The sequence below is a fragment of the Bradyrhizobium sp. WSM2254 genome (assembly GCF_000472645.1).
In the GTDB taxonomy this organism is placed as follows: domain Bacteria; phylum Pseudomonadota; class Alphaproteobacteria; order Rhizobiales; family Xanthobacteraceae; genus Bradyrhizobium; species Bradyrhizobium niftali.
The window spans coordinates 75,993-98,531 of record NZ_AXAB01000001.1 but is presented as its reverse complement, the minus strand read 5'-3'; the positions used below and the strand labels follow the sequence as shown (position 1 = coordinate 98,531).

General features: G+C 64.6%; 18 protein-coding genes and 1 pseudogene. 9 read left to right on the top strand and 10 right to left on the bottom strand.

Annotation, left to right across the window (positions count from 1 at the left end; genetic code table 11):
• Positions 1–167: 167 nt before the first annotated feature.
• From A3M7_RS0100470 to A3M7_RS0100455, 4 genes are all read right to left on the bottom strand, one after another.
• On the bottom strand, positions 168–1,007 hold the full coding sequence (locus tag A3M7_RS0100470) for a M48 family metallopeptidase (protein ID WP_027542138.1): 840 nt from the start codon (positions 1,005–1,007) through the stop codon (positions 168–170).
• Positions 1,008–1,318: 311 nt separating this feature from the next.
• Positions 1,319–2,647 (bottom strand): polyhydroxyalkanoate depolymerase, encoded by a 1,329-nt coding sequence (locus A3M7_RS0100465; protein ID WP_027542137.1) that lies wholly within the window; start codon positions 2,645–2,647, stop codon positions 1,319–1,321.
• Positions 2,648–2,769: 122 nt separating this feature from the next.
• Positions 2,770–3,588, bottom strand: coding sequence for an ABC transporter permease (locus A3M7_RS0100460; protein ID WP_027542136.1), 819 nt, complete (start codon positions 3,586–3,588; stop codon positions 2,770–2,772).
• A gap of 237 nt (positions 3,589–3,825) precedes the next feature.
• A complete protein-coding gene (locus A3M7_RS0100455) occupies positions 3,826–4,629 on the bottom strand; it encodes an ABC transporter ATP-binding protein (RefSeq protein ID WP_027542135.1) in 804 nt (267 codons plus the stop codon).
• Between the two features lie 106 nt (positions 4,630–4,735).
• Between A3M7_RS0100455 and A3M7_RS0100450 the strand changes: the two genes are divergently transcribed.
• Both A3M7_RS0100450 and A3M7_RS0100445 read left to right on the top strand, forming a co-directional pair.
• Entirely contained in the window at positions 4,736–6,058 is a 1,323-nt protein-coding gene (locus A3M7_RS0100450; protein ID WP_027542134.1) for an ActS/PrrB/RegB family redox-sensitive histidine kinase, read from the top strand.
• Between the two features lie 103 nt (positions 6,059–6,161).
• Positions 6,162–6,716: an ActR/PrrA/RegA family redox response regulator transcription factor gene (locus A3M7_RS0100445; protein ID WP_008141807.1), complete on the top strand. Its 555-nt coding sequence runs from the start codon at positions 6,162–6,164 to the stop codon at positions 6,714–6,716.
• Positions 6,717–6,942: 226 nt separating this feature from the next.
• On the opposite strand, the gene A3M7_RS0100440 is transcribed toward A3M7_RS0100445, so the two are convergent.
• Positions 6,943–7,434, bottom strand: a complete 492-nt coding sequence (locus tag A3M7_RS0100440) for an MmcB family DNA repair protein (protein ID WP_027542133.1) — start codon at positions 7,432–7,434, stop codon at positions 6,943–6,945.
• A gap of 247 nt (positions 7,435–7,681) precedes the next feature.
• Here A3M7_RS0100440 and A3M7_RS0100435 point away from each other — a divergent pair.
• Positions 7,682–9,380: pseudogene (locus A3M7_RS0100435) on the top strand (alpha-amylase family protein).
• 149 nt (positions 9,381–9,529) lie between these two features.
• On the opposite strand, the gene A3M7_RS0100430 reads toward A3M7_RS0100435, so the two are convergent.
• Positions 9,530–11,131 carry an alpha-amylase family glycosyl hydrolase gene (locus A3M7_RS0100430; protein WP_027542132.1) on the bottom strand — a complete coding sequence of 534 codons (1,602 nt, stop codon included), beginning with the start codon at positions 11,129–11,131 and terminating at the stop codon, positions 9,530–9,532.
• Between the two features lie 171 nt (positions 11,132–11,302).
• Between A3M7_RS0100430 and A3M7_RS0100425 the strand changes: the two genes are divergently transcribed.
• On the top strand, positions 11,303–11,995 hold the full coding sequence (locus A3M7_RS0100425; RefSeq protein WP_027542131.1) for an MBL fold metallo-hydrolase: 693 nt from the start codon (positions 11,303–11,305) through the stop codon (positions 11,993–11,995).
• 4 nt (positions 11,996–11,999) lie between these two features.
• Here the strand turns inward: A3M7_RS0100425 and A3M7_RS0100420 are convergent, their stop codons facing one another.
• Positions 12,000–12,368, bottom strand: a complete 369-nt coding sequence (locus A3M7_RS0100420) for a helix-turn-helix domain-containing protein (RefSeq protein WP_027542130.1) — start codon at positions 12,366–12,368, stop codon at positions 12,000–12,002.
• Between the two features lie 200 nt (positions 12,369–12,568).
• Here A3M7_RS0100420 and A3M7_RS0100415 point away from each other — a divergent pair, with 200 nt between their 5' ends.
• The gene (locus A3M7_RS0100415) at positions 12,569–12,886 is read left to right on the top strand and encodes a hypothetical protein (protein ID WP_245284182.1); all 318 of its coding nucleotides are present in this window, start codon (positions 12,569–12,571) and stop codon (positions 12,884–12,886) included.
• 80 nt (positions 12,887–12,966) lie between these two features.
• Here the strand turns inward: A3M7_RS0100415 and A3M7_RS0100410 are convergent, their stop codons facing one another.
• Positions 12,967–14,142 (bottom strand): PHB depolymerase family esterase, encoded by a 1,176-nt coding sequence (locus tag A3M7_RS0100410; RefSeq protein WP_027542128.1) that lies wholly within the window; start codon positions 14,140–14,142, stop codon positions 12,967–12,969.
• Between the two features lie 129 nt (positions 14,143–14,271).
• Positions 14,272–15,684: an MFS transporter gene (locus A3M7_RS0100405; protein WP_027542127.1), complete on the bottom strand. Its 1,413-nt coding sequence runs from the start codon at positions 15,682–15,684 to the stop codon at positions 14,272–14,274.
• 158 nt (positions 15,685–15,842) lie between these two features.
• Here A3M7_RS0100405 and sthA point away from each other — a divergent pair, with 158 nt between their 5' ends.
• From sthA to A3M7_RS0100390, 3 genes are all read left to right on the top strand, one after another.
• Positions 15,843–17,234 (top strand): Si-specific NAD(P)(+) transhydrogenase, encoded by a 1,392-nt coding sequence (gene sthA, locus A3M7_RS0100400; RefSeq protein ID WP_027542126.1) that lies wholly within the window; start codon positions 15,843–15,845, stop codon positions 17,232–17,234.
• A 279-nt stretch (positions 17,235–17,513) separates the two neighbouring features.
• The gene (locus A3M7_RS0100395) at positions 17,514–18,749 is read left to right on the top strand and encodes an LLM class flavin-dependent oxidoreductase (protein ID WP_027542125.1); all 1,236 of its coding nucleotides are present in this window, start codon (positions 17,514–17,516) and stop codon (positions 18,747–18,749) included.
• A 129-nt stretch (positions 18,750–18,878) separates the two neighbouring features.
• Positions 18,879–20,252: a cytochrome P450 gene (locus A3M7_RS0100390; RefSeq protein ID WP_027542124.1), complete on the top strand. Its 1,374-nt coding sequence runs from the start codon at positions 18,879–18,881 to the stop codon at positions 20,250–20,252.
• 117 nt (positions 20,253–20,369) lie between these two features.
• On the opposite strand, the gene A3M7_RS0100385 is transcribed toward A3M7_RS0100390, so the two are convergent.
• Positions 20,370–21,209, bottom strand: coding sequence for an SDR family NAD(P)-dependent oxidoreductase (locus tag A3M7_RS0100385; RefSeq protein WP_027542123.1), 840 nt, complete (start codon positions 21,207–21,209; stop codon positions 20,370–20,372).
• 179 nt (positions 21,210–21,388) lie between these two features.
• Here A3M7_RS0100385 and A3M7_RS0100380 point away from each other — a divergent pair, with 179 nt between their 5' ends.
• Positions 21,389–22,354, top strand: a complete 966-nt coding sequence (locus A3M7_RS0100380; RefSeq protein ID WP_027542122.1) for a sensor histidine kinase — start codon at positions 21,389–21,391, stop codon at positions 22,352–22,354.
• Positions 22,355–22,539: the final 185 nt, after the last annotated feature.

Genomic DNA, 22,539 nt, shown 5'->3' with positions numbered 1-22,539 from the left:
CGGTGTCGTCCCGGCGAAGGCCGGGACCCATACCGCGCGATCTATCGATTATGCGCGGTGCTTGCCCCAACGAAGCGGAGTAACTAACAGCCATCGCCAAACTTCTCCCTGTGGTTATGGGTCCCGGCCTTCGCCGGGACGACGGAAGAGTGAGGCGAACAGCGGCCCTAGTCCTCGACCCCGTACCGGTGCAGGTCATTGCCGTGCGTGTCGAGCCACTTCTTGGCGCGCTCCATCGAGGGGCACACCTTGCCGCACACACGCCAGAACCGCGCCGAGTGGTTCATCTCGACGAGATGGGCGACCTCATGCGCGGCGAGATAGTCGAGCACGAAGGGCGGCGCGAGGATCAGGCGCCACGAGAACGACAGCGAGCCCGCCGAGGTGCAGGAGCCCCAGCGGCTGGACTGGTCGCGGATCGACAGGCGCTTGACCCTGACGCCGAGCTCGCCGGCATAGGCTTCGGCCGAACGCTGGAGATCGTGGCGCGCCTCGCGCTTGAGGAAGTCATGGACGCGGCGGTCGGCATGTTCGACCCCGCCGGCGACGCAGAGAATGCGTTCGCCGCTGTCGCGCACCTCGGTCCACACCGTGCCGCGCGCACCGGCGCGATGAACGATACGATGGGAAACGCCGCGAAGCGGTATCACTGTGCCAGGCTGGAACGGCGCGGCCTTCGGCAAACGCCCGAGACGTGCCGCTATCCATGCACCGTGACGCTGCGCGAAGTCCTTGGCTTCCGCGAGCGTGCCGCGCGGCGGCATGGTGAGGATGGCTTCGCGATCGCTCGGATGAATTCTGAGCGTGTAACGGCGCGCGCGTCTGTGCCGACGCAGCCGAATCGCAAAAAACTGCGATCCATGGGTGATGACGAGGGTCTTTGGCTCGTGGGGCCGCCGATAGAGGAGTGCGCGAGTGGCCATGTCTGTGAGTCCGGGGAGCAGGAGTTCGCCCGGATTCTGCCATAACCGCCGCCAGGGAAAGCGCTCGGCGCAAAAACAAATCATTTGCCCAATATACAGGGGTCTGGCGTCCGGGAGACCCTACAGACTGGGGTTGGAACCCGCTTTTTTCGCCCCCGCTGGATGCATGCGACACCCCCAAGGGGTGAGGGGGGACTCACTCCTATAAGGCTACCTAAATACCGCGAATCTGGACGGCAACAGGCCCTGCCGGAACCTCCGGCAGCAGCCGAATTTTCGACGGGAAAGCCGAAATACGCGCCCAGAGCCGTCCCGATCGAATCGGAACGGCTCTGGATTCCAATTTTGACGCGTTTTCTTCACGCGAACCGGTCGCCACTTCGCTCGAAAACGCTCTATTCGGCTGCGAGAGCCTGCAACGAGCTCGGATTCGCTGCGGAGACCATGAAGTCGTGAATCCGTGGCACGATTTCCGACTTGAAACGCGAGCCGTTGAACACGCCGTAATGTCCGACGCCCTTCTGAACGTAATGAACGCGGCGATGATCGGGGATCGAGCTGCACAATGTGTGCGTAGCTTCGGTCTGACCGAGACCGGAGATGTCGTCGTTCTCGCCTTCGACCGTCATCAACGCCACACGCTTGACCTTGGAGGGATCGACGCGGGTTCCACGATGGGTCATCTCGCCCTTCGGCAGCGCGTGTTTCACGAACACGGTGTCGACCGTCTGCAGGTAATACTCGGCGGAGAGGTCCATCACCGCGAGATATTCGTCATAGAACTCACGATGCTTGTCGACGAGATCGCCGTCGCCCTTCACCAGATGGGCGAAGAGCTGCTTGTGGGCATCCATGTGCCGGTCGAGATTCATGCTGATGAAGCCGTTGAGCTGCAAGAATCCCGGATAGACGTCGCGCATCATGCCTGGATGCGGGAACGGCACCTTGGTGATGACGTGGTTGCGGAACCAGTCGATGCCGCGCTGCTGGGCGAGGTCGTTCACGCCGGTCGGATTGCGGCGGGTGTCGATCGGGCCGCCCATCAGCGTCATCGAGGTCGGCACGAACGGATTGCGCTGCGCCTCCATGATCGAGACGGCGGCGACGACGGGCACCGAGGGCTGGCACACCGCCATGACATGGGTGTTGCCGCCGAGAACGTGCAGCATCTCGATGACGTAGTCGATGTAGTCGTCGAGATCGAAGCGGCCCTCGCTGAGCGGCACCATGCGGGCATCGGCCCAGTCAGTGATGTAGACCTCATGCGCGGGCAGGAAGGCCTCGACCGTGCCGCGCAGCAGCGTCGCATAGTGGCCGGACATCGGGGCTACGATCAGCACGCGCGGCTGCGGGCTGCGCAGCGGACGGGTGAACTTGCGATCGAAATAGAGCAGCCGGCAGAACGGCTTTTCCCAGACCGAACGGATCTCGACGGGGACGCGGATGCCGTTGACCTCGGTGTCGTTGAGGCCCCATTCCGGCTTGCCGTAGCGGCGCGTGGTGCGCTCGAACAATTCGCAGGCCGCGGCGACCGACTTGCCGACCTCGGTGCGCGCCCAGGGATTGAGGGGATTCTGAAACAGGAGCTTGGTCGCGTCGGTGACGGCACGTGCCGGATTGAGAGAGGCGTGCGCCATCTCGTACATCCAGTACATCGGCGTCGTCAGAACCGGACTGCCTTCTGCAGCCAGGGGCGGCGCGCCGCCAAACTCACCAATAGGCATCGCTATATCCCTCTTCGCATCGCAGCATACTGCCGAATGCGTAATATTGCGTCAATGCATCGTCCCCGTACATCTACGTAGCGAAGACGGTTAAATCAGCCTGAATCCACGGGAAAGTGAAACTATTCGCCGGCGGACAGCAGCGAGCCGTGCTTCCTGGCGCTGCGCAAAAGGGCAAGGAATGCCCCAAAAGATGCAACCAGAAGGCCCGCATTGATGGCCAGCGCCTCCAGCATCAGGTCGGTGCGGAAGGTGTTCTCGATCAGCAGCGCGCGCATCCCCTCGAACACATAGGTCGGCGGCAGCGCCCAGGCGACGACTTGCAGCCAGGCCGGCAGCACGCTGACGGGATAGTAGATGCAGGCGAGCGGCATGATCGCGAACATCAGGGTCCAGACGATGCTCTCGGCGCCGAGACCGTTTCGCAGCACGAGCCCCGAGACGAAGATGCCGACCGACCAGCTGGTGAAGATCAGATTGCAGAAGAACGCGATCAGCGGCAGGCCGAGGCTGTAGACGTTGAAGTGAAACAGGAACAGCGCGAGCAGCGTCATCGGGATCACGCCGATCGCGAGCCGGATCAGGCTCATGATCATCAGCGACAGCAGAAACTCGATCGGCCTCAAGGGGCTCATCATGAGGTTGCCGAGGTTGCGCGCCCACATCTCCTCCAGGAAGGAGATGGAGAAGCCGAGCTGTCCCCGGAACAGGATGTCCCAGAGGATGACGGCGCCGATCAGCGTGCCGCCCGCGCGCGCGAAGAAATTGGCGTTCTGCGCGATGTAGAGCTGGAGGAAGCCCCAGGTGATGACCTGGAGCGCCGGCCAGTAGAGCAGCTCGAGCAGCCGCGGCCAGGACGACATCAACAGGTACCAATAGCGCAGGATCATCGCGCCGATGCGCTGCATGGAGATGCCGCGGTGAAGGGAGATCTCGCTCATCGGCGCACCACGTAGCCCGGATGGAGCGAAGCGCAATCCGGGAATTGTGCCACAAGCGACGGGGGTCCCGGATTACGCTGCGCTCCATCCGGGCTACGATCACGACTAGAACACAAGAGCTCGCTCATGGCTGCACCGCGTAGCCCGGATGAGCGAAGCGACATCCGGGACTTTGCTGGCGGCGTTCCCGGGTATCGCTCCGCTCACCCGGGCTACGGCCGAAACACAGGGGCTCACTCATCGCGCCGCCTCCTGAGCTCCGTTCACCCGGCCGCGGGCGACGTCCAGAAACACCTCCTCCAGCGTGGTGCGGTTGTAGCGGGCCATGATGGCCTCGGGCGTGTCGTCGTCCTCGATGCGGCCGCGCTTCATGATGATGACGCGGTCGCAGAGACGCTCGACCTCGAGCATGTTGTGCGAGGCCAAGAGGATGGTGGCGTTGTTCTCCTTGCGATAGCGCTCCAGATGGGCTCGCACCCAATCGGCGGTGTCAGGGTCGAGCGAGGCGGTCGGCTCGTCCAGCAGCAGCAGCTCGGGCTGGTTGATCAGCGCCTTCGCCAGCGCGACGCGGGTCTTCTGGCCGGCGGAGAGCTTGCCGTTGGCGCGGTCGATGAATTCGGTGAGGTCGAGATCGTCGGCGAGCCTGGCGATGCGGCCCGCGAGATTCTTCACCGCATAGAGCTTGCCGAAGATGGTGAGGTTCTGGCGCACCGTGAGCCGCATCGGCATGTCGACATAGGGGCTCTCGAAATTCATCCGGCCCAGCACCGAAGCGCTCTCCTCGGGCATCCTGTGACCGAGCACCTGCACGCGGCCGGAGGTCGGCAGCACCAGGCCCATGATCATCGCGATGGTCGTGGTCTTGCCGGCGCCGTTGCCGCCCAAGAGCCCGGTGATGCTGCCGCGCGGCAGCGAAAACGAGATGTCGTCGACGGCGCGGGTCTGCTTGTAGACCTTGACGAGGTGATCGACCGCAATTGCCGCAGAGGAGCTGCGCTCCGCGACAGTCGGCGGACTTGAAGCTTTGTCGTTCCCGGTCATGCTGGGCCGTTCTTCTGCTATTGCAGCTGACAGCGCAAGACTTGTAATCCGGGTGGTTCCACCAGCCGCGCGTTTGTGACAAGAAGGCACCGCCACATTGGCCGACATGACCGAAATTGCCGCTTCCGACTTTCGTCCCGCGCAGCGGCATATCCGCCTGGACACCATCCTGCGGCTGCGCTGGCTCGCGGTGCTGGGCCAGCTCGCCGCGATCTTCATCGTGGCGCAGGGGCTGGAGTTCAATGTCGAGATCGTCCCCTGCGTCAGCATCATCGCCCTGTCGGCCGCGCTCAATCTGGGGCTCCAGGCCGTCTCCAATCCGCTGCAGCGGCTGGAGCCGATGCAGGCGGCCGGACTGCTCGCGCTGAACATCGTGGAGCTGGCCGGACTCTTGTTCTTCACCGGCGGGCTCCAGAACCCGTTCTCGTTCCTGTTCCTCGCGCCGGTGCTGATCTCGGCGACCGCGCTGCCGGCCCGTTTCACCTTCGGGCTTGGCGTGCTGGCGGTCGCCTGCGCCTCGGTGCTGTTCTTCTACCACCTGCCGTTGCCGTGGGATTCCGACGATCCGCTGGTGCTGCCGCCGATCTATCTCGTCGGCGTCTGGCTCTCGATCGTGCTCGCGATCGGGGTCACCAGCCTCTACTCGTTCCAGGTGACCGAGGAGGCGCGCAAGCTTGCGGATGCGCTGGCCGCGACCGAGCTGGTGCTGACGCGCGAGCAGCATCTGACCCAGCTCGACGGCCTCGCCGCCGCCGCCGCACACGAGCTCGGCACGCCGCTCGCGACGATATTCCTGATCTCGCGCGAGCTGGAAAAGACGGTGAAGGACCCGGGCTTTGCCGCCGATCTGAAAACCCTGCGCGAGCAGACCCAGCGTTGCCGCGACATCCTCAGCAAGATCACCCAGCTCTCCTCCACCGGTGCGCCGTTCGACCGCATGAAGCTGTCGGAGCTGATCGAGGAGGTGGTGGCCCCGCATCGCGATTTCGGCGTCGACATCAAGGTGAGGATCGCGGTGGCCGCCTTCGCCGAGCCGGTCGGCTCGCGCAACCCGGCGATCCTCTACGGCGTCGGCAACATCGTCGAGAACGCAGTCGATTTCGCCCGCACCACCGCCGAGGTGAACGCCTGGTGGAACAAGGACACGATCGAGCTCCTGATCTCCGACGACGGCCCCGGCATTCCGCCCGATATCCTCAACCGGATCGGCGAGCCCTATCTGTCGCGGCGGCGCACCCAGGATGATGCCGGCGGCGAACGGCGCGGGCTCGGATTGGGCGTGTTCATCGCGCGCACCCTGCTCGAACGCACCGGCGCCAAGGTCTCGTTTACCAACCGGATCTTCCCGGAACACGGAGCGGTGGTCCAGATCACGTGGCCGCGACAGCGTTTTGAGGCTATCGAGACGCTTGAAGAAACAATAGGATAGGGCGCGACCTTGCGTCGCACAGAGGGCCCGATCGACCATTGGCGGCCTTGGCGCCGGCCGATTGCGAGGCCATATGTGGACGCGCAGGAGAGAGGACCAAACCTTGAACGCAATCGCCGAACTGAACGAACAGACCGACCGCTCGCTTCTCATCGTGGAGGACGACAAGCCGTTTCTGGAGCGGCTGTCGCGCGCCATGGAGACCCGCGGGTTTGCGGTGACGTCGTGTGACACCGTCTCGGACGGTCTTGCGCAGATCGGCAAGGCGGCGCCGGCCTTCGCGGTGGTCGACTTGCGCCTCGGCGACGGCAACGGCCTCGACGTGGTCTCGGCGCTGAAGAAGAAGCGCCCGGATGCACGCGCGATCGTGCTGACCGGCTATGGCAACATCGCCACCGCGGTGACCGCGGTGAAGATGGGCGCGATCGATTATCTCTCCAAGCCCGCGGATGCCGACGACGTCGTCGCCGCGCTGCTGTCGACCAGCGCAGAGAAATCCGAGCTGCCGACCAACCCGATGTCCGCCGACCGCGTCCGCTGGGAACACATCCAGCGCATCTACGAGATGTGCAACCGCAATGTCTCGGAAACGGCGCGGCGGCTGAACATGCACCGCCGCACGTTGCAGCGGATTTTGGCCAAGCGCGCGCCAAGGTAATGGTGTCGTAGGGTGGGCAAAGGCGCGTAGCGCCGTGCCCACCAACTCTGTTTCAAATTCTGATCGGCTTGGATGGTGGGCACGCTTCGCTTTGCCCACCCTACGGCGTCTGCGTAGCCCGGATGGAGCGCAGCGTAATCCGGGGCTGTCGCGCCTGGATGGGATTGTCCCGGATTGCGCTTCGCTCCATCCGGGCTACGAAACTACGCTAACCCACCCTACGCATTCATTCCCAGAAATCCGCGTGCCCCTGCGGATCGACCAGCCGGTTGATCCGCAGCGCTGCCGCCATCGCAAAGCGCACCGTCATCTGCTTGCGCGTGGCGGCCGCGATCTTGTGCTCGGGCGCCTCGCAATGCAGATGCGCGCCGTAGGCGTCGGCGATGATCAGGCCGGTGTCTTGCGGAAAGATCTCGCACGGCAGGTCCTGCGTGAAGGCGAAGAACAGCCGGTCGCAATGGGCGCGGTACTCGTGCCATTTCTGATCGGCGCGCAGATCCTCAACCGACGACTTGATCTCGACGATCCAGATCTCGCCGCGCTCGTTCAGCGCCACCAGATCGGCGCGCCGGCCCGAGGGCAGCGGCAATTCGCTGATGCAGGAGAAACCAAGCGAGCGCAGCAGCCGCGCCGTGCCGCGCGCGATCGCGAGCGCCGTCTCCGACTGGCGGCGGTCTGGCGGCGGAACGAGGGCGATGTTGCGGGCGCTGTTGTCCATGGGGCGAGTTTAGCCGATTCCGTTCTCAGTGTCGTCCCGGCGCAGGCCGGGACCCATACCCACAGGGAGACGTTTGACGAAGACTTGTGGTGGGCCGTTCCGCGCTACGAATACCGCGCTCCATTGATAGATCACGCGGTATGGGTCCCGGCCTTCGCCGGGACGACGGTGGCGCGGGAACCTCCCCCTGCCCTCGCACTTATCACGCAGCCGCCGCACCTCGGCGGAGCATCGAGGCTGCTCGCGCATGATCGACGATCTCTGGTACAAGAACGGCGTGATCTACTGCCTCTCGGTCGGCACCTACATGGATGCCGACGGCGACGGCGTTGGTGATTTCAAGGGCCTGCTGCGGCGGCTCGACTATCTGCGGCCTCGGCATCACCACGATCTGGCTGATGCCGTTCCAGACTTCGCCGGGCCGCGACGACGGCTACGACATCGCCGATTATTACAGCGTCGATTCCCGCTACGGCACGCTCGGCGACTTCGTCGAGTTCGCCCATGGCTGCAAGCAGCGCGGCATCCGCATCATCATCGACCTCGTCGTCAACCACACCTCGGACCAGCATCACTGGTTCAAGGAAGCGCGGCGCGACAGGAATTCGCCCTATCGCGACTGGTATGTCTGGTCCGACACGAAGCCGGCCAATGCCAACAAGGGCATGGTGTTTCCCGGCGTGCAGAAATCGACCTGGACGCGCGACAAGGACGCCGGCGCCTGGTATTTCCATCGCTTCTACGATTTCCAGCCCGACCTCAACACCTCGAACCCGCACGTGCAGGCCGAGATCCTGAAGATCATGGGGTTCTGGATCCAGCTCGGCGTCTCCGGCTTCCGCATGGACGCCGTCCCCTTCGTGATCGCGACCAAGGGCGCCAGGTTGAAGAAGCCGGTCGAGCAATACGACATGCTGCGCGCGTTCCGCGAGTTCCTGCAATGGCGTCAGGGCGACGCCATCATCCTCGCCGAGGCCAATGTGCTGCCGGAAACCGACATGGACTATTTCGGCCGCGACGGCGACCGCATGCACATGATGTTCAACTTCCACGTCAACCAGCATCTGTTCTATGCGCTGGCATCCGGCGACTCGCGTCCGCTGGCGAAGGCGCTGAAGGCGACCAAGCCGCGGCCGGCCTCGGCGCAATGGGGCCTGTTCCTGCGCAATCACGACGAGCTCGATCTCGGGCGATTGACCCCGGCGCAGCGCGACACCGTGTTCAAAAGCTTCGGCCCCGACAAGGACATGCAGCTCTACGACCGCGGCATCCGCCGCCGCCTCGCGCCGATGCTGGGCGGCGACCGCAGGCGGCTCGAGCTTGCCTACAGCCTGATGTGCACGCTGCCGGGGACGCCCGTGATCCGCTATGGCGACGAGATCGGGATGGGCGACGATCTCTCACTGCCGGAGCGCAATTGCGCGCGCACGCCGATGCAATGGTCGACCGAGCCGCATGGCGGCTTCACCAAGAACGACAAGCCGGCGTGTCCCGTCATCGACAAGGGCCCTTACGGCTTTCCGCACGTCAACGTCGCCAAGCAGCGGCGCGATGCCAATTCCATGCTGAACTGGACCGAACGCATCGTCCGCATGCGCAAGGAGGTGCCGGAGATCGGCTGGGGCGATTTCGCCATCATTGCGACGCGCGATCCCGCCGTCTTCATCATGCGCTACGACTGGCGCAACAATTCCGTGCTGTTCGTGCACAATCTCGATGAGAAGCCGCGCGAGATCGCGTTTTCAACGGGGTTGCCCGATGATGCCGGCGCGCACCTGATCAATCTGCTCGCGGAAGACCACAGCCACGCCGACAAGCGCGGCCAGCACCGCGTCGTGCTGGAGCCCTATGGCTATCGCTGGTACCGGGTCGGCGGGCTGGACTATCTCTTGAAGCGCAGTGATATCGACGAGACCACGGTGCGAGGGAAGAGGCATCCGGGGTAAGCCACACACAACGCCGTCGTCCCGGCGAAGGCCGGGACCCATAACCCCAGGGAAGAGTGTGGCGCGAACTGATAACTCCGAGTCTTCGCAAAACCGCGCCCTGTGGCTATGGGTCCCGGGCTCGCGCTTCGCGCGCCCCGGGACGACGATTAGGCGGGCGGCACGACCACCACCCCCTCATTGCCGCGCAAATCCAACACCCCTTCCAGCCGCTCGCCCTCACGATCGAGGAACGTCGACAGCAGGATCTCGCTGCCGAAGCGGATCGCGCTGGTGGTGACGGCGATCGGGTCGGGACCGAGATTGAGTGCCACGATCACCGCCCTGCCCTCGGCCTCGCGGCGGTAGATCAAGAGATCGCCCTGCGCCGCGATCGGATGATAGCTGCCCGCCAACAGGGGCGAGCTGCTCTTTCGCAGCACGATGAGCCGCTTGTACAGGCTGAGGATCGAGCGCGTATCGGCTTCGAGATTGACGACGTTCTCGTGGATATGATCCTCGGGCAGCGGCAGCCACGGCCGGACGTCCGAGAAGCCGGCGAAGTTCGAGGAATCCCACTGCATCGGCGTGCGGCAGCCGTCACGGCCGACGCCGATGCCGGACACGTTCTTCTCGAAGGGATCGCGGACATCCTCGGGCGCAATCGCGAGCTGATGCATGCCGATCTCGTCGCCGTAATAGAGCGTCGGCGTGCCGCGCAGCGTCAGCAGCAGCATGGCAGCGACGCGGGCCTGCTCCGGCCCGACGCGGCTTGCGACGCGCGGACGGTCGTGATTGCCGAGCACCCAGTTCGGCCAGGCGCCTTTCGGCAGCGCCTTCTCGTAATCGTCGATGATCTTCTCGATCGAGCGCGCGCTCCAGAAGGTCGAGAGCAGCGCGAAGTTGAACGGCATCTGCGCGCCGGTGAGATCGTTGCCGTAATAGGCCATCAGCCGGTGCAGCGGCAGATAGATCTCGCCGATCAGCACGCGGGCGCGATACGCATCGGTGACGCGCCGCATCTCGGCGATGACGTCATGCACCTCCGGCTGGTCGGTGGAATATTGCGTCATGATCTTCTCGTGCGCCGGCCGGCCCTCGACATAATGCGGGTTCGGCGGATTGTCGCGGAACTCGGCGTCCTTGATCAGGTGCCAGATCACGTCGACGCGAAAGCCGTCGACGCCCTTCTCAAGCCAGAACCGCATCACGTCGTAGATCGCGGCGCGGACATCCGGGTTGCGCCAGTTGAGGTCCGGCTGCTGGGCGAGGAAGGCGTGGTAGTAATATTGACCTGTCGTCTCGTCGAACTGCCACGCGCTGCCGCCGAACTCGGACACCCAGTTGTTCGGCACGCCGCCATCGGGCGCCGGATCGCGCCAGACGTACCAGTCACGCCTGGGATTGTCGCGCGAGGACCGGCTCTCGACAAACCAGGGATGCTGGTCCGAGGTGTGGTTGGGCACGAGGTCGAGGACCAGCTTCAGACCGTTCTCGTGCGCGGCAGTGAGCAGCGCGTCGAAATCCGCCATCGTGCCGAACAGCGGATCGATGCCGGTATGGTCGGAGATGTCGTAGCCGAAATCGGCCATCGGCGAAGAGAAGATCGGCGACAGCCAGATCGCGTCGACGCCGAGCGACTTCACATAAGGCAGCCGCTGCAAGATGCCGGCGAGATCGCCGACGCCGTCACCGTCGCTGTCCTGAAACGAGCGCGGATAGACCTGATAGAAGATGCCGTCGCGCCACCAATTCACCTCGCCCTGTGCCATGTCGGAGAACCCACCCGAAAACTGCCTCGCGCGAGAGAACGCGGAAGCAACGCCCCCGGTTCAAACCAGCAGGCGAATTGGGACGGCCGTGTGACGGCCGAGGCGGCCGTTCCGGGGCTGGGCCACGAATCTTTTGCTTGGCGGCATGGCAAAAATCGGCATTGTGGCGCCATGACCGAGCAAAATGACACCCAAGGATCCTCGCAAGAGTCCTCGCAAGCCAAGGCCGGCGCGATCATCGTCCCCGTGACGCTGTTCGAGCAGAACTGCACCATCATCTGGAACGAGCCCGGCAAGAAGGCCGTGGTGATCGATCCAGGCGGGGACGTGCCGAAGATTTTGGACGCGATCAAGCAGACCGGCGTCACCGTGGAGAAGATCTGGCTGACCCACGGCCATATCGACCATGTCGGCGGTGCCGCCGAATTGCGCGATGCGCTGAAGGTGCCGATCGAGGGACCGCATGCGGCCGACAAGTTCCTGCTCGACAATGTGGTGGAGAGCGGCGCGCGCTTCGGCATGACCGGCGTGCGCAATTTCGCGCCGGACCGCTGGTTGGAGGAGGGCGACACCGTGTCGATCGGCGGCTTGCAGTTCGACATTCTGCACTGCCCCGGCCATTCGCCCGGCAGCGTGGTGTTCTTCAACAAGGAATTACGATTTGCCCATGTCGGCGACGTGCTGTTCGCAGGCTCGGTCGGCCGCACCGACCTGCCCGGCGGCAGTCACGCGACGCTGATCGACTCGATTCTGACCAAGCTGCTGCCGCTCGGCGATGACGTCGGCTTCATCTGCGGCCACGGCGCCGGCTCGAGCATCGGCCAGGAGCGGATGACCAATCCGTTCATCACCGGCGAGATGTGAGCACTTATTCCGCGGCGTCTGCGAGGGCCGCGGGTTCACTCAGGTTACGGTCGCCCCAGTCGCGGATCGCGGCGACCACAGGCACGAAACTCTTACCCTTGCGGGTGAGGCGATACTCGACCTTCGGCGGCACCTCGCCGAAATCCTTGCGGTCGATCAGGCCGCTTTGCGTCAGCGCCTTCAATTCGCGGCTGAGCACGCGCGGGGTGATCTCCGCGCTGCCGGCCGTGCCGCGCAACAGGCCGGTCCTGATCTCGCCATAGCGACGTGGACCGTTCTTGAGGTCCCAGACGATGCGCAGCTTGTACTTGCCGCTGATCAACTTCTGAAAGGCCGCGATCGGGCAGGTGCGCGCCGGAATGACCTTTGCCATGTCGTCTCCTCCATGCGCAGCCGGACCATTCTTTTTTGACGCGTTTTCTTTACGCGAACCGGCATCCACTTCGCTCGAAAACGCTATGCGACAAGGATAGGAGCGACGGCGAAAAAGTCCATACTATCAATTTTGTCCATACTTGCAGGATCGCGCGCAAGGCGCAGATGATGACGCACATGACGAACAGGGAGCGTCACATGAAGCACTTCATGATCCGATACGAATTCAGGAACGGCACCACGGAGGCCTGGCACCAGGAGATCAGCCGTTTCATCAAGGCGATCGACGGCGATCCGGAGCTCAAGGGACGGATCGGTTATCGTGTCCTCAAGAACCGCGACGACGGCAACTACTTCCACCTCGCCAGCGTCACCGACGATGCCGCGCAAAAAGCGCTGCAATCGCGCGACTTCTTTAGGGCCTATCAGGAGATGACGCGACAGGTCGCCGGCGGCGAGGTGACGGTGGCGCCGATCGAGTGGGTCGATCAGACGGCGTTGCCTTTGCAGGAGTGACGCGACGGCGTCGCCACGAATTCCGCTGTCGTCCCGGCCTAGTGCGCAATTGCGCACTAGGCCGGGACGACGAGTGACAGTTACTTCATCAACCCCGCGGCGGTCAGCGCGCGCGTGATGATCTGGCCGAGGTCGAAGCCACGGGCGTCCTCGCGCTTCGGCTCGACCGGTTCGGCAACAGCAGCGCGGATCGAGCGGGCCAGATGCGGCGCGGGCGTCAGCGCCGGCTTCGGCGTTGCAGGCTTTGCCTCCGCCTTCTTCTTCGCCGCGTCCGGAATCCAGCCGGTCAGGCCGAAGAACTTTGCGATGTGATAGGACGAGGAGATGCCGGCCTCGATCAGGAACGCGCCTTCGACGCCATAGCGCTGGTCGTTGTCGGCTAACCCAAGCGGCGTGCCATGCGCCATGTCGGTGATGGCGTAGGACTCGACCAGCGTCTCGCCGTCCTTGTTCCACCAGGCCTGGCGCGGATAGCCGTCGACATTGGTCTCGGCCATCGGCACGTCTGGCAGGTCGTGCAGATCGAGCCACTGCTTGACGATCTCGTTGGCATTGCCGGGATTGACGGTGCGGTCGGCACTGCCGTGCCACACCGACATCTTCGGCCAGGGGCCGCGATAATCGGAAGCGTTGCGCACGAGATCGCCGAGCTCGCGCGCGGGACGCGCCGGCGAATGGAACATGCCGTCAAGCGCCTCGCGCAAATTCGAGGCGATGCCATAGGGCAGGCCTGCGATCACCGCGCCGGCCGCGAAGACGTCCGGATAGGTCGCGAGCATCACCGACGTCATGCCGCCGCCGGCGGAGAGGCCGGTGATGAAGACGCGCCTGGGATCGATGCGGCGGGTCTTGACCATATGCGCGATCATCTCGCGGATCGAGCGCGCCTCGCCGCTGTCGCGCGCAGTGTCTTCCGGATTGAACCAGTTGAAGCAGGTGTTGCCGTTGTTGGCGCGCTGCTGCTCGGGCATCAACAGCGCGAAGCCGTAGTGCCGTGCGAGCGTCGACCAGCCCGCGCCGAGATCGTAAGCAGCTGCGGTCTGTCCGCAGCCATGCAGCACCACGACGAGCGCGCGCGGCATCTGCAACTGCGCCGGCGCGAATGCGAACATGCGAAGATTGCCGGGATTGTCGCCGAAGTCCGTGACTTCCTCCAACGGACTGGACGCATCCGCGCTGCGGCCGAAGTCGGCAAAGCGCAGACCGTCCATCTTGGGCAGACGTCTCAAGAGATCGACATTTCTGGTTAACGACACGGCAACTCCTGGTGGGCGACTTCCAACGTCAACCCAAACCAGATAGTTGCTGCAGTGCAAAATGAAAAGTGTGTGTGCTGTCAATTACCGGAAATTCATGGAGAATCCGCACACATTCACCGCAATGCCTCAACTTCGTGCAGATGCGCGGCGCATCCACGCCAGAAATGCGGCGCAGATCATGATTAATGTCACAAACAGCGCGAGCGAGACGAGAAATCCTGCGCGCGGTGATTGCAGAGCTTCGAGCGCGAAGAACAATGCGCCGATCGCGGCCACTCCGGCCGCATTTCCGATCTGCGCAATGGTGCCGTACATGCCGGACGCCGAGCCTGCGGCGACGGGCTTCACGGTCGAGAGCACCGCGCCGGACAGCGGCGCCATCACCAGGCCCTGACCGTAGCCGAAGATGATCATGGTGAGCGCAAGCCCGGTCGGCGTCGGCGCGTCGACATAGACTGCGACAAGCGCAAGCGCGGCGAGACCGGCGATCTGAAGCGCGCATCCCTCGATCAACACCTTGGTGCCGCGATGGCGCGCCCGCGCGCCGCTGTGCCGCGAGGCCACGACGAAGGCGAGCGCGAGCGGAACGAAGGCCATGCCGGCTTCGAGCGGTGGGATCTTCAGGCCGCGCTGCATGAACAGCGTCATGACGAGGTAGAACGAGAGATTGGCAAGGAAGAAAAAGAACGCGGCGCCGAGACCGCGCAGGAACGCCGCATCCGCCAGCAGCGTGAGGTCAATCAGCGGCACGCCGCCGGCGCGCCCGACCGCGTGCTCAAGCTTCAGGAACGCCGCGAGGATCACAGCGCCGATCGCCATCACCGCCCACAGCCACGGCGCCCAGCCGACATCGTGACCGAACAGCAGCGGCCCGATCAGGCACAATAGCCCTGCGAACAGCACCACACTGCCCTTGATGTCGAGCCTGGTGCCGGCCCGGCGCGGCACCGACGGCATGATGCGCCAGGCGGCAACCGCGATGACGAGGCCGGAAGGAACGTTGACGAAGAACACCGAGCGCCAGCCGGTGTCGGCGAGATCGAGCGTGACGAGAAGCCCGCCGAGCAGGAAGCCCGCGGCGCCCGCAAGCCCGAGCACGATGCCGTAGACGGCGAAGGCGCGGTTGCGCTGGCCGTCGGTGAACAACAGATGCAGCGTCGCCAGCACCTGCGGCACCATCAGCGCGGCGGTGGCGCCCTGCGCCAGTCGCGCGATGATCAGCTCCGCGCCTGATTGCGCCAACCCGCACCACAGCGAGGTCAGGGTGAAGCCGAGCACGCCGCCCAGGAACACGTTCTTGGTGCCGTGGATGTCGCCGAGGCGGCCGCCGGTGACGACCAGCGTGGCATAGGCGATCAGATAGATCGCGATGACGGATTCGATCTGCGCCGGCGTTGCGTGCAGATCGACGGCGATGGTCGGAATGGCGACGTTGACCACGAAGGCGTCGACGCCGAACATGAACTGGGCGGCGACGACGATGGCGAGCACCCACCAGCGGCGCGACGAATCGATCTGCTTTGTGACGGTTTGATGCATCGGCGCGCGGCCCTTCGGGAATTTATTACGCGCGATGCTCCCAGATCGGCGTCATCCGCGCGATTACCTCCGAGGTAGGACTTGCCGCCTTCTTGCTGCTTTGGCCCGATTGCTGCATATCGGTTCCCGCTGGTCCCGTGGGGTTCGGAAGTCTTCCGATGTACGACTACGACATGGTGGTGATCGGCTCGGGCCCGTCGGGGCGCCGGGCCGCGGTGCAATGCGCCAAGCTCGGCAAGGCCGTGCTGGTGGTGGAGAAGGGCCGGCGGGTCGGCGGCGTCTCCGTCCACACCGGCACCATTCCCTCCAAGACCCTGCGCGAGACCGTGCTCAATTTGTCCGGCTGGCGCGAGCGCGGCTTCTACGGCCGCTCCTACCGGGTGAAGCAGGACATCGCGGCAAGCGACCTGATGACCCGGTTGCAGAAGACGCTCGACCACGAGGTCGAGGTTCTCGAGCATCAGTTCAGCCGCAACCTGGTACGCACCGCCAACGGCGAGGCGCGCTTCGTCGCGCCGCATCAGGTCGAGATCACGAGCGCGATCGGCGAGGTCAAGGTGGTGTCGGCCGCCTTCATCCTGATCGCCTGCGGCACGCGCCCGTTCCGGCCCGACTACGTGCCGTTCGACGGCGCCACCGTGCTCGACAGCGACGAGATCATCGAGCTGCCAAAGCTGCCGCGCAGCCTCGCCGTGATCGGCGCCGGCGTGATCGGCGTCGAATATGCCACCATCTTCAGCGCACTCGACGTGCCCGTGACCCTGATCGAGCCGCGGCCGACCTTCCTCGATTTCATCGACAAGGAATTGATCGACGAGTTCATGCACGAGCTGCGCGACCGCAACGTCGCGCTGCGGCTCGGCGCCAAGGTCAACGCGATCGAGAAGAATACGCAGGGCAACATCGTCACGCATTTGTCGGACGGGCGGCACGTCACCACGGAAATGCTGCTGTTCGCCGCCGGCCGGGTCGGCGCCACCGACCGGCTCAACCTCGAGGCCGCCGGCATCGCGGTCGACCATCGCGGGCGCATCACGGTCGATCCTGTTACCTTGCAGACCAGCGTGCCGCACATCTACGCGGCCGGCGACGTCATCGGCTTTCCGAGCCTGGCCTCGACCTCGATGGAGCAGGGCCGCGTCGCGGCCTGCCACGCGCTCGGCATGGAGCCGTTGGCGCCGCCGGAGTTCTTTCCCTACGGCATCTATTCGGTGCCGGAGATCTCGACCGCCGGCCTCACCGAAGAAGAGGTGCGCACGCGCGGCATCCCCTACGAGGTCGGCATCGCCCGCTTCCGCGAGACCTCGCGCGGCCACATCATGGGGCTGAACAGCGGCATGATGAAGATGATCTTCTCTACCAAGACGCGCCGCCTGCTCGGCGTGCACATCCTCGGCGAAGGCGCCACCGAGCTGATCCATATCGGCCAGGCCGTGCTGAACCTCAAAGGCGGCATCGACTATTTCATCCAGAACACATTCAACTACCCGACGCTGGCGGAGGCATACAAGATCGCCGGCCTCGATGCGTGGAACAGGATGACAAGGTAGCGGCGATCTTCACCTCACCCCGCTTCTCGTCATGCCCGGGCTTGTCCCGGGCATCCACGTTCTTCGTGCCGCGACGAAGTCGTGGATGGCCGGGACAAGCCCGGCCATGACGGCGTGAAAGCGCCTGTACGCAAGCGGGGAGAGGGAGAAGAGGCATCTCGCCTCACTTCATCGCATGCCTGCATTCCGCCGCGCGGGACATCGCGCGATTGCGTTCGTGCCGTCAGGCACGTAGCCTCACCGTCTCAACAAACAGAAAATTCAGCCGGAGAGAACGCCATGGCGCGCCTGAAGTTCGGAGCCTTTCTTGCCCCGCATCACCCGATCGGGGAGCATCCGATGCTCCAGTTCCGGCGCGATCTCGACTTCGTCGAGCAGCTGGATAGCCTCGGCTATGACGAGTTCTGGTGCGGCGAGCATCATTCCTCCGGCTGGGAGATGATCGCCTCGCCGGAGATGTTTTTGGCCGCGGCCGGCGAGCGCACCAAGCGGATCAGGCTCGGCACCGGCGTGGTGTCGCTGCCCTATCACCATCCTTTCAACGTCGCCCAGCGCATGGTGCAGCTCGACCACATGACCGGCGGCCGCGCCATCTTCGGCTCCGGTCCCGGTGCGCTCGCCTCCGACGCGCACACGCTCGGCATCGACCCGATGACGCAACGCGACCGTCAGGACGAGGCGATCGGCGTGATCCGTCGCCTGTTCAACGGCGAACGCGTCACCGCCAGGAGCGACTGGTTCACCATGAACGACGCCGCGCTTCAGCTCCTGCCCTTGCAGGAAGAAATGCCGTTCGTGGTGGCCTCGCAGATCTCGCCCTCCGGGATGACGCTCGCCGGCAAATACGGCATCGGCATCATCTCGCTGGGCTCGATGACGACACAGGGCCTGATGTCGCTTCAGCAGCAATGGCAGTTCGCCGAGGATGCCGCGAAGAAGCACGGCACCAAGGTCAACCGTGCCGATTGGCGCGTGCTCCTGACCTGGCATGTCGCCGAGACCCGCGAGCAGGCCCGCCGCGAGGCCGGCGCCGGGCTCATGCGCTGGCACAACGAATATAATGTCGGCACGTTGCAGCGGCCGGGCCTCACCGCGTTCGCCTCGCCCGACGAGGCCGTGGACAAGACCGCCTTCGTCGAAGGCGCCGCCTCCGTCATTGGCACGCCCGACGACCTCGTGAAAATGATCAAGAACGTGATGCAGGTCTCCGGTGGCGTCGGCGCCGTGATCGGCTTCGTGCACGACTGGGCCAACCCGGAGAACACGCGCCGAAGCTGGGACCTGGTCGCGCGATACGTGGTGCCGGAGATCAACGGCTATATCGATGGTCTCCGCAGGTCGCAAAAATTCGTGATCGAGAATCGCGCGATCTTCGAGCGCGCGGGCCAGGCCGTGATGGCCAAGATCATGGAGAACGAGAAGGCTGCCGAAGCGCTGAAGGTCACCGGTCCCGGCCGCGTCGCCATTCCCGCCGTCAACGCCCCGGATTTGCAGAAGGAAGCGGCGAAGCGGTAGGCCGCACTTGTCGTCCCGGCGAAAGCCGGGACGACGATAGTGTGCCGGGCGACTTGCACACAGGACGACTGGCACGTCATCGTATCAGTATTGTGCTATGTTGGCAGCGAGCCAACCGGAGCAATCGTCATGTCGATGCAGAATGTGGCCCCCGCGCTCGGCTTCACCGCGCCCAGGCGTAACGAGCTGACGCACATCCCCGGCGACGAGGGCTGGCCGATCATCGGCAAGACCTTCCAGGTGCTGGCCGACCCCAAGGGGCATATCGAGGCGAACGGCGCCAAATACGGCCCGGTCTACCGCACCCATGTTTTCGGCGAGACCAATGTCGTGCTGCTCGGACCCGAAGCGAACGAGCTCGTGATGTTCGACCAGCAAAAGCTGTTCTCGTCGACGCACGGCTGGAACAAGGTGCTCGGCCTGTTGTTTCCGCGCGGATTGATGCTGCTCGATTTCGACGAGCACCGGCTGCACCGCAAGGCGCTGTCGGTCGCGTTCAAGTCCGGGCCGATGAAATCCTATCTCGGCGATCTCGACCGCGGCATCTCCGCGCGCGTCGCGCAGTGGAAGGCCGGGCCCGGCGAGATGCAGCTTTATCCGGCGATGAAGCAGCTCACGCTCGATCTCGCCGCCGCGTCCTTCCTCGGCGCCGACATCGGGCCGGAAGTCGACGAGATCAACCGCGCCTTCGTCGACATGGTCGCGGCCGCCGTCGCTCCGATCCGCCGTCCCCTGCCCGGCACGCAGATGGCGCGCGGTGTCGCGGGCCGCAAGCGCATCGTCGCCTATTTCCGCCAGCAGATTCCACTCCGCCGCGGCAATCACGGCGGCGATGATCTGTTCTCGCAGCTCTGCCGCGCCACCCATGAGGACGGTGCCCTGCTGTCCGAGCAGGACATCATCGACCACATGAGCTTTTTGATGATGGCCGCGCACGACACGCTGACCTCGTCGCTGACCTCCTTCATCGGCGAGCTTGCCGCCAACCCGGACTGGCAGGACAGGCTGCGCGCGGAGGTTCTTGCGCTCGGGCTCGCTCCGGGTGCACCCAGCAGCTTCGACGATCTCGAAAAGATGCCGCTATCCGAAATGGCGTTCAAGGAAGCGCTGCGGATCAAGCCGCCGGTGCCGTCGATGCCGCGCCGCGCGATGCGCGATTTCACCTTCAAGGGGTTCAGGATTCCCGCCGGCACCGCCGTCGGCGTCAATCCGCTCTATACGCATCACATGAAGGACATCTGGCCGGAGCCGGACCGCTTCGATCCGCTGCGCTTCACCGAGGAGGCCCAGCGCAACCGCCACCGCTTCGCCTGGGTGCCGTTCGGCGGCGGCGCGCATATGTGTCTCGGCCTGCACTTCGCCTATATGCAGGCCAAATGCTTCGCGCGCCACTTCCTGCAGAACATCGAGGTGTCGCTGGAGCCGGGCTACAAGCCGGACTGGCAGATGTGGCCGATCCCGAAGCCGCGGGATGGGTTGAAGGTAAGAGTACGGGCGGTTTAGCCGCCCTCACCGTCATTGCGAGCGAAGCGAAGCAATCCAGACTCTTTCCGCGGAAGGATTCTGGATTGCTTCGTCGCAAGGGCTCCTCGCAATGACGGAAACCAAATTACGTGCCGCTTACGCCCCCTGATCGAACGCCTTGCGCAGCGCCACGTAGCCCTGCTGCTGCTGGCTCCAGTTGCGGCCGCCGGTCATGGCGCCGTCGATGACGAGGTCGTGGCCGTTGATGAAGCTGGATTCGTCGCTCGCCAGGAACACCGCGGCCTGGGCGATGTCGTCGGGGATGCCGGCGCGCGGAATTGGCTGCGCGGTCTTGTAGACCTCGCGCATCACCGCCGGCGTCTTCTCCGCGGCATCGGTCGGCAGCCCCAGCGCCTTGCCGAAAATGCCGGTCGCGATCGCGCCGGGTGAGATCGAGTTGACGCGAACGTTGGATTCGCCGAGCTCCATCGCCACGCATTTGGTGAGATGGATCACCGCCGCCTTGGCCGCGCCGTAAACCACCGACGAGGAGAAGCCGGCGAGCCGGCCAGCGATGCTGCCATTGTTGATGATGCTGCCGGACCCCTGCTTCTTCATGTAGGGCGCGGCGTGCTTCATGCCGAGCATGACGCTGCGCACCAGCGTCGCCATCGCCGCGTCGAAGCGCTCGACCTCGAGACCTTCGATGCCGCCGGTCTGCGCCGGCCCGCCGGCATTGTTGAACAGGCAGTCGATGCGGCCGAATTTGTCCACCGCGAGCGCGATCAGCGCCTGCATCTGCGCTTCGACCGTCACATCGGTCTGGCGGAAGACACAAGTTGCCCCGAGCTGCTTCGCCAGCGCCTCGCCTTCCGGTATGCGCCGCCCCGCGATCACAATTTTGGCACCTTCGGCAACGAAGACTTCAGCGGTCCGCAATCCGATCCCGCTCGTCGCGCCCGTGATCACCGCGACCTTTCCGTCCAGCCTGCCCATGGAATGTCCCTGTTTTCGAACCCATTGACGCCAAATGGCGGATACCGATCGACCACGGCGCCGCGACGGACAGCGCCGCGACGGTCACTATTCCTGCCGGCTCCGAACAAGGCAAGCTTTGCTTGCGCCGGGGAGATGCGCAACAATCGCAACGAACGCACATCGCAACCGGGCGGCGCATGGAGAAGCTGATCGACGAATTCCGCAAGGGCTGGCAGGGCGCGGCGCCACCGTCGCTCGGCTTGAGCATTGCCTTTGCGGTGGCCTGCCTGATGGTCGCGACGCTGGCGCGCTGGGGTCTCGCGCAGGTGCGGCCCGACGTCTACTTCACCCCGTACTTTCCGGCCGTGTTCTTTGCCGCCGCGTTCGGAGGCCTCCGGATCGGCGTCGTGACGGCGATCGTCGGCGGCGTGCTCGGCGTCGTCGTGAATTTCAGCGATGCGATTGCCGATCACGCGCGTTTTGCCCTGCTGGCGCTCTACTGGGCCGTGAGCGCGCTGACGATCTGGGGGGTCGAGCACTATCGCACCATGCTGGTGGAGCAGCGCCGGATCTCCAAGCGCCTGATCGAGGAAGAAGACTATCGCAAGCTGCTGGTCGACGAGCTCCAGCACCGGCTGAAGAACAAGCTCTCGACAGTGCACGCCGTGATTCACCAGGTGCTGCATGACCAGCCGCAGGTCTGGGCCCGGGTCGATCCGCGGCTGCGATCGCTGGCCGCAACCGACGATCTGATCTCGCGGATCGACAGGGCTGGCTGCGACATCCGCGATCTCCTGATCTCGGAGCTCGGCCCCTACGGCCACGTCCGCTTCACCCTCAACGGCGACCGGCTGTTCCTGCCGCCGAAGCTCGCGGTGACGCTGTCATTGATGTTTCACGAGCTCGCCACCAATGCGGGCAAATACGGCGCATTCTCCGCGCCGCGCGGTCTGCTGCAGGTGTCGTGGACCGTCGCCGACGATCGCCTGACCGTCACCTGGGACGAAACCGAGGGGCCGACCGTAGACAAGGTGTCCGAGCCCGGCTTCGGCACCAAGCTGCTGAAATCGGCACTTTCGGCCTTCGACGGCAGGACCGAGATCTCGTATCTGAAGACCGGGCTGCATTGCATCATGCAATGCCGCATCCCGCGAAGCGAATAGCCGCTCGGCAAAGCGAAGGCAGCCTCTCGCGCTCCGCTCGCAGTTTCGCTGGGCGCATTGACCCTCTGTTAATGACGATGGGCGTCGCGCGTCGCATCGTCGCAAGACACTCCCGTATTTCTCCGGGCCCCTTAACCAAACTTAAGAGGGAACCACGCAAGATCGCGTCCATTGCAGGCGCGCTG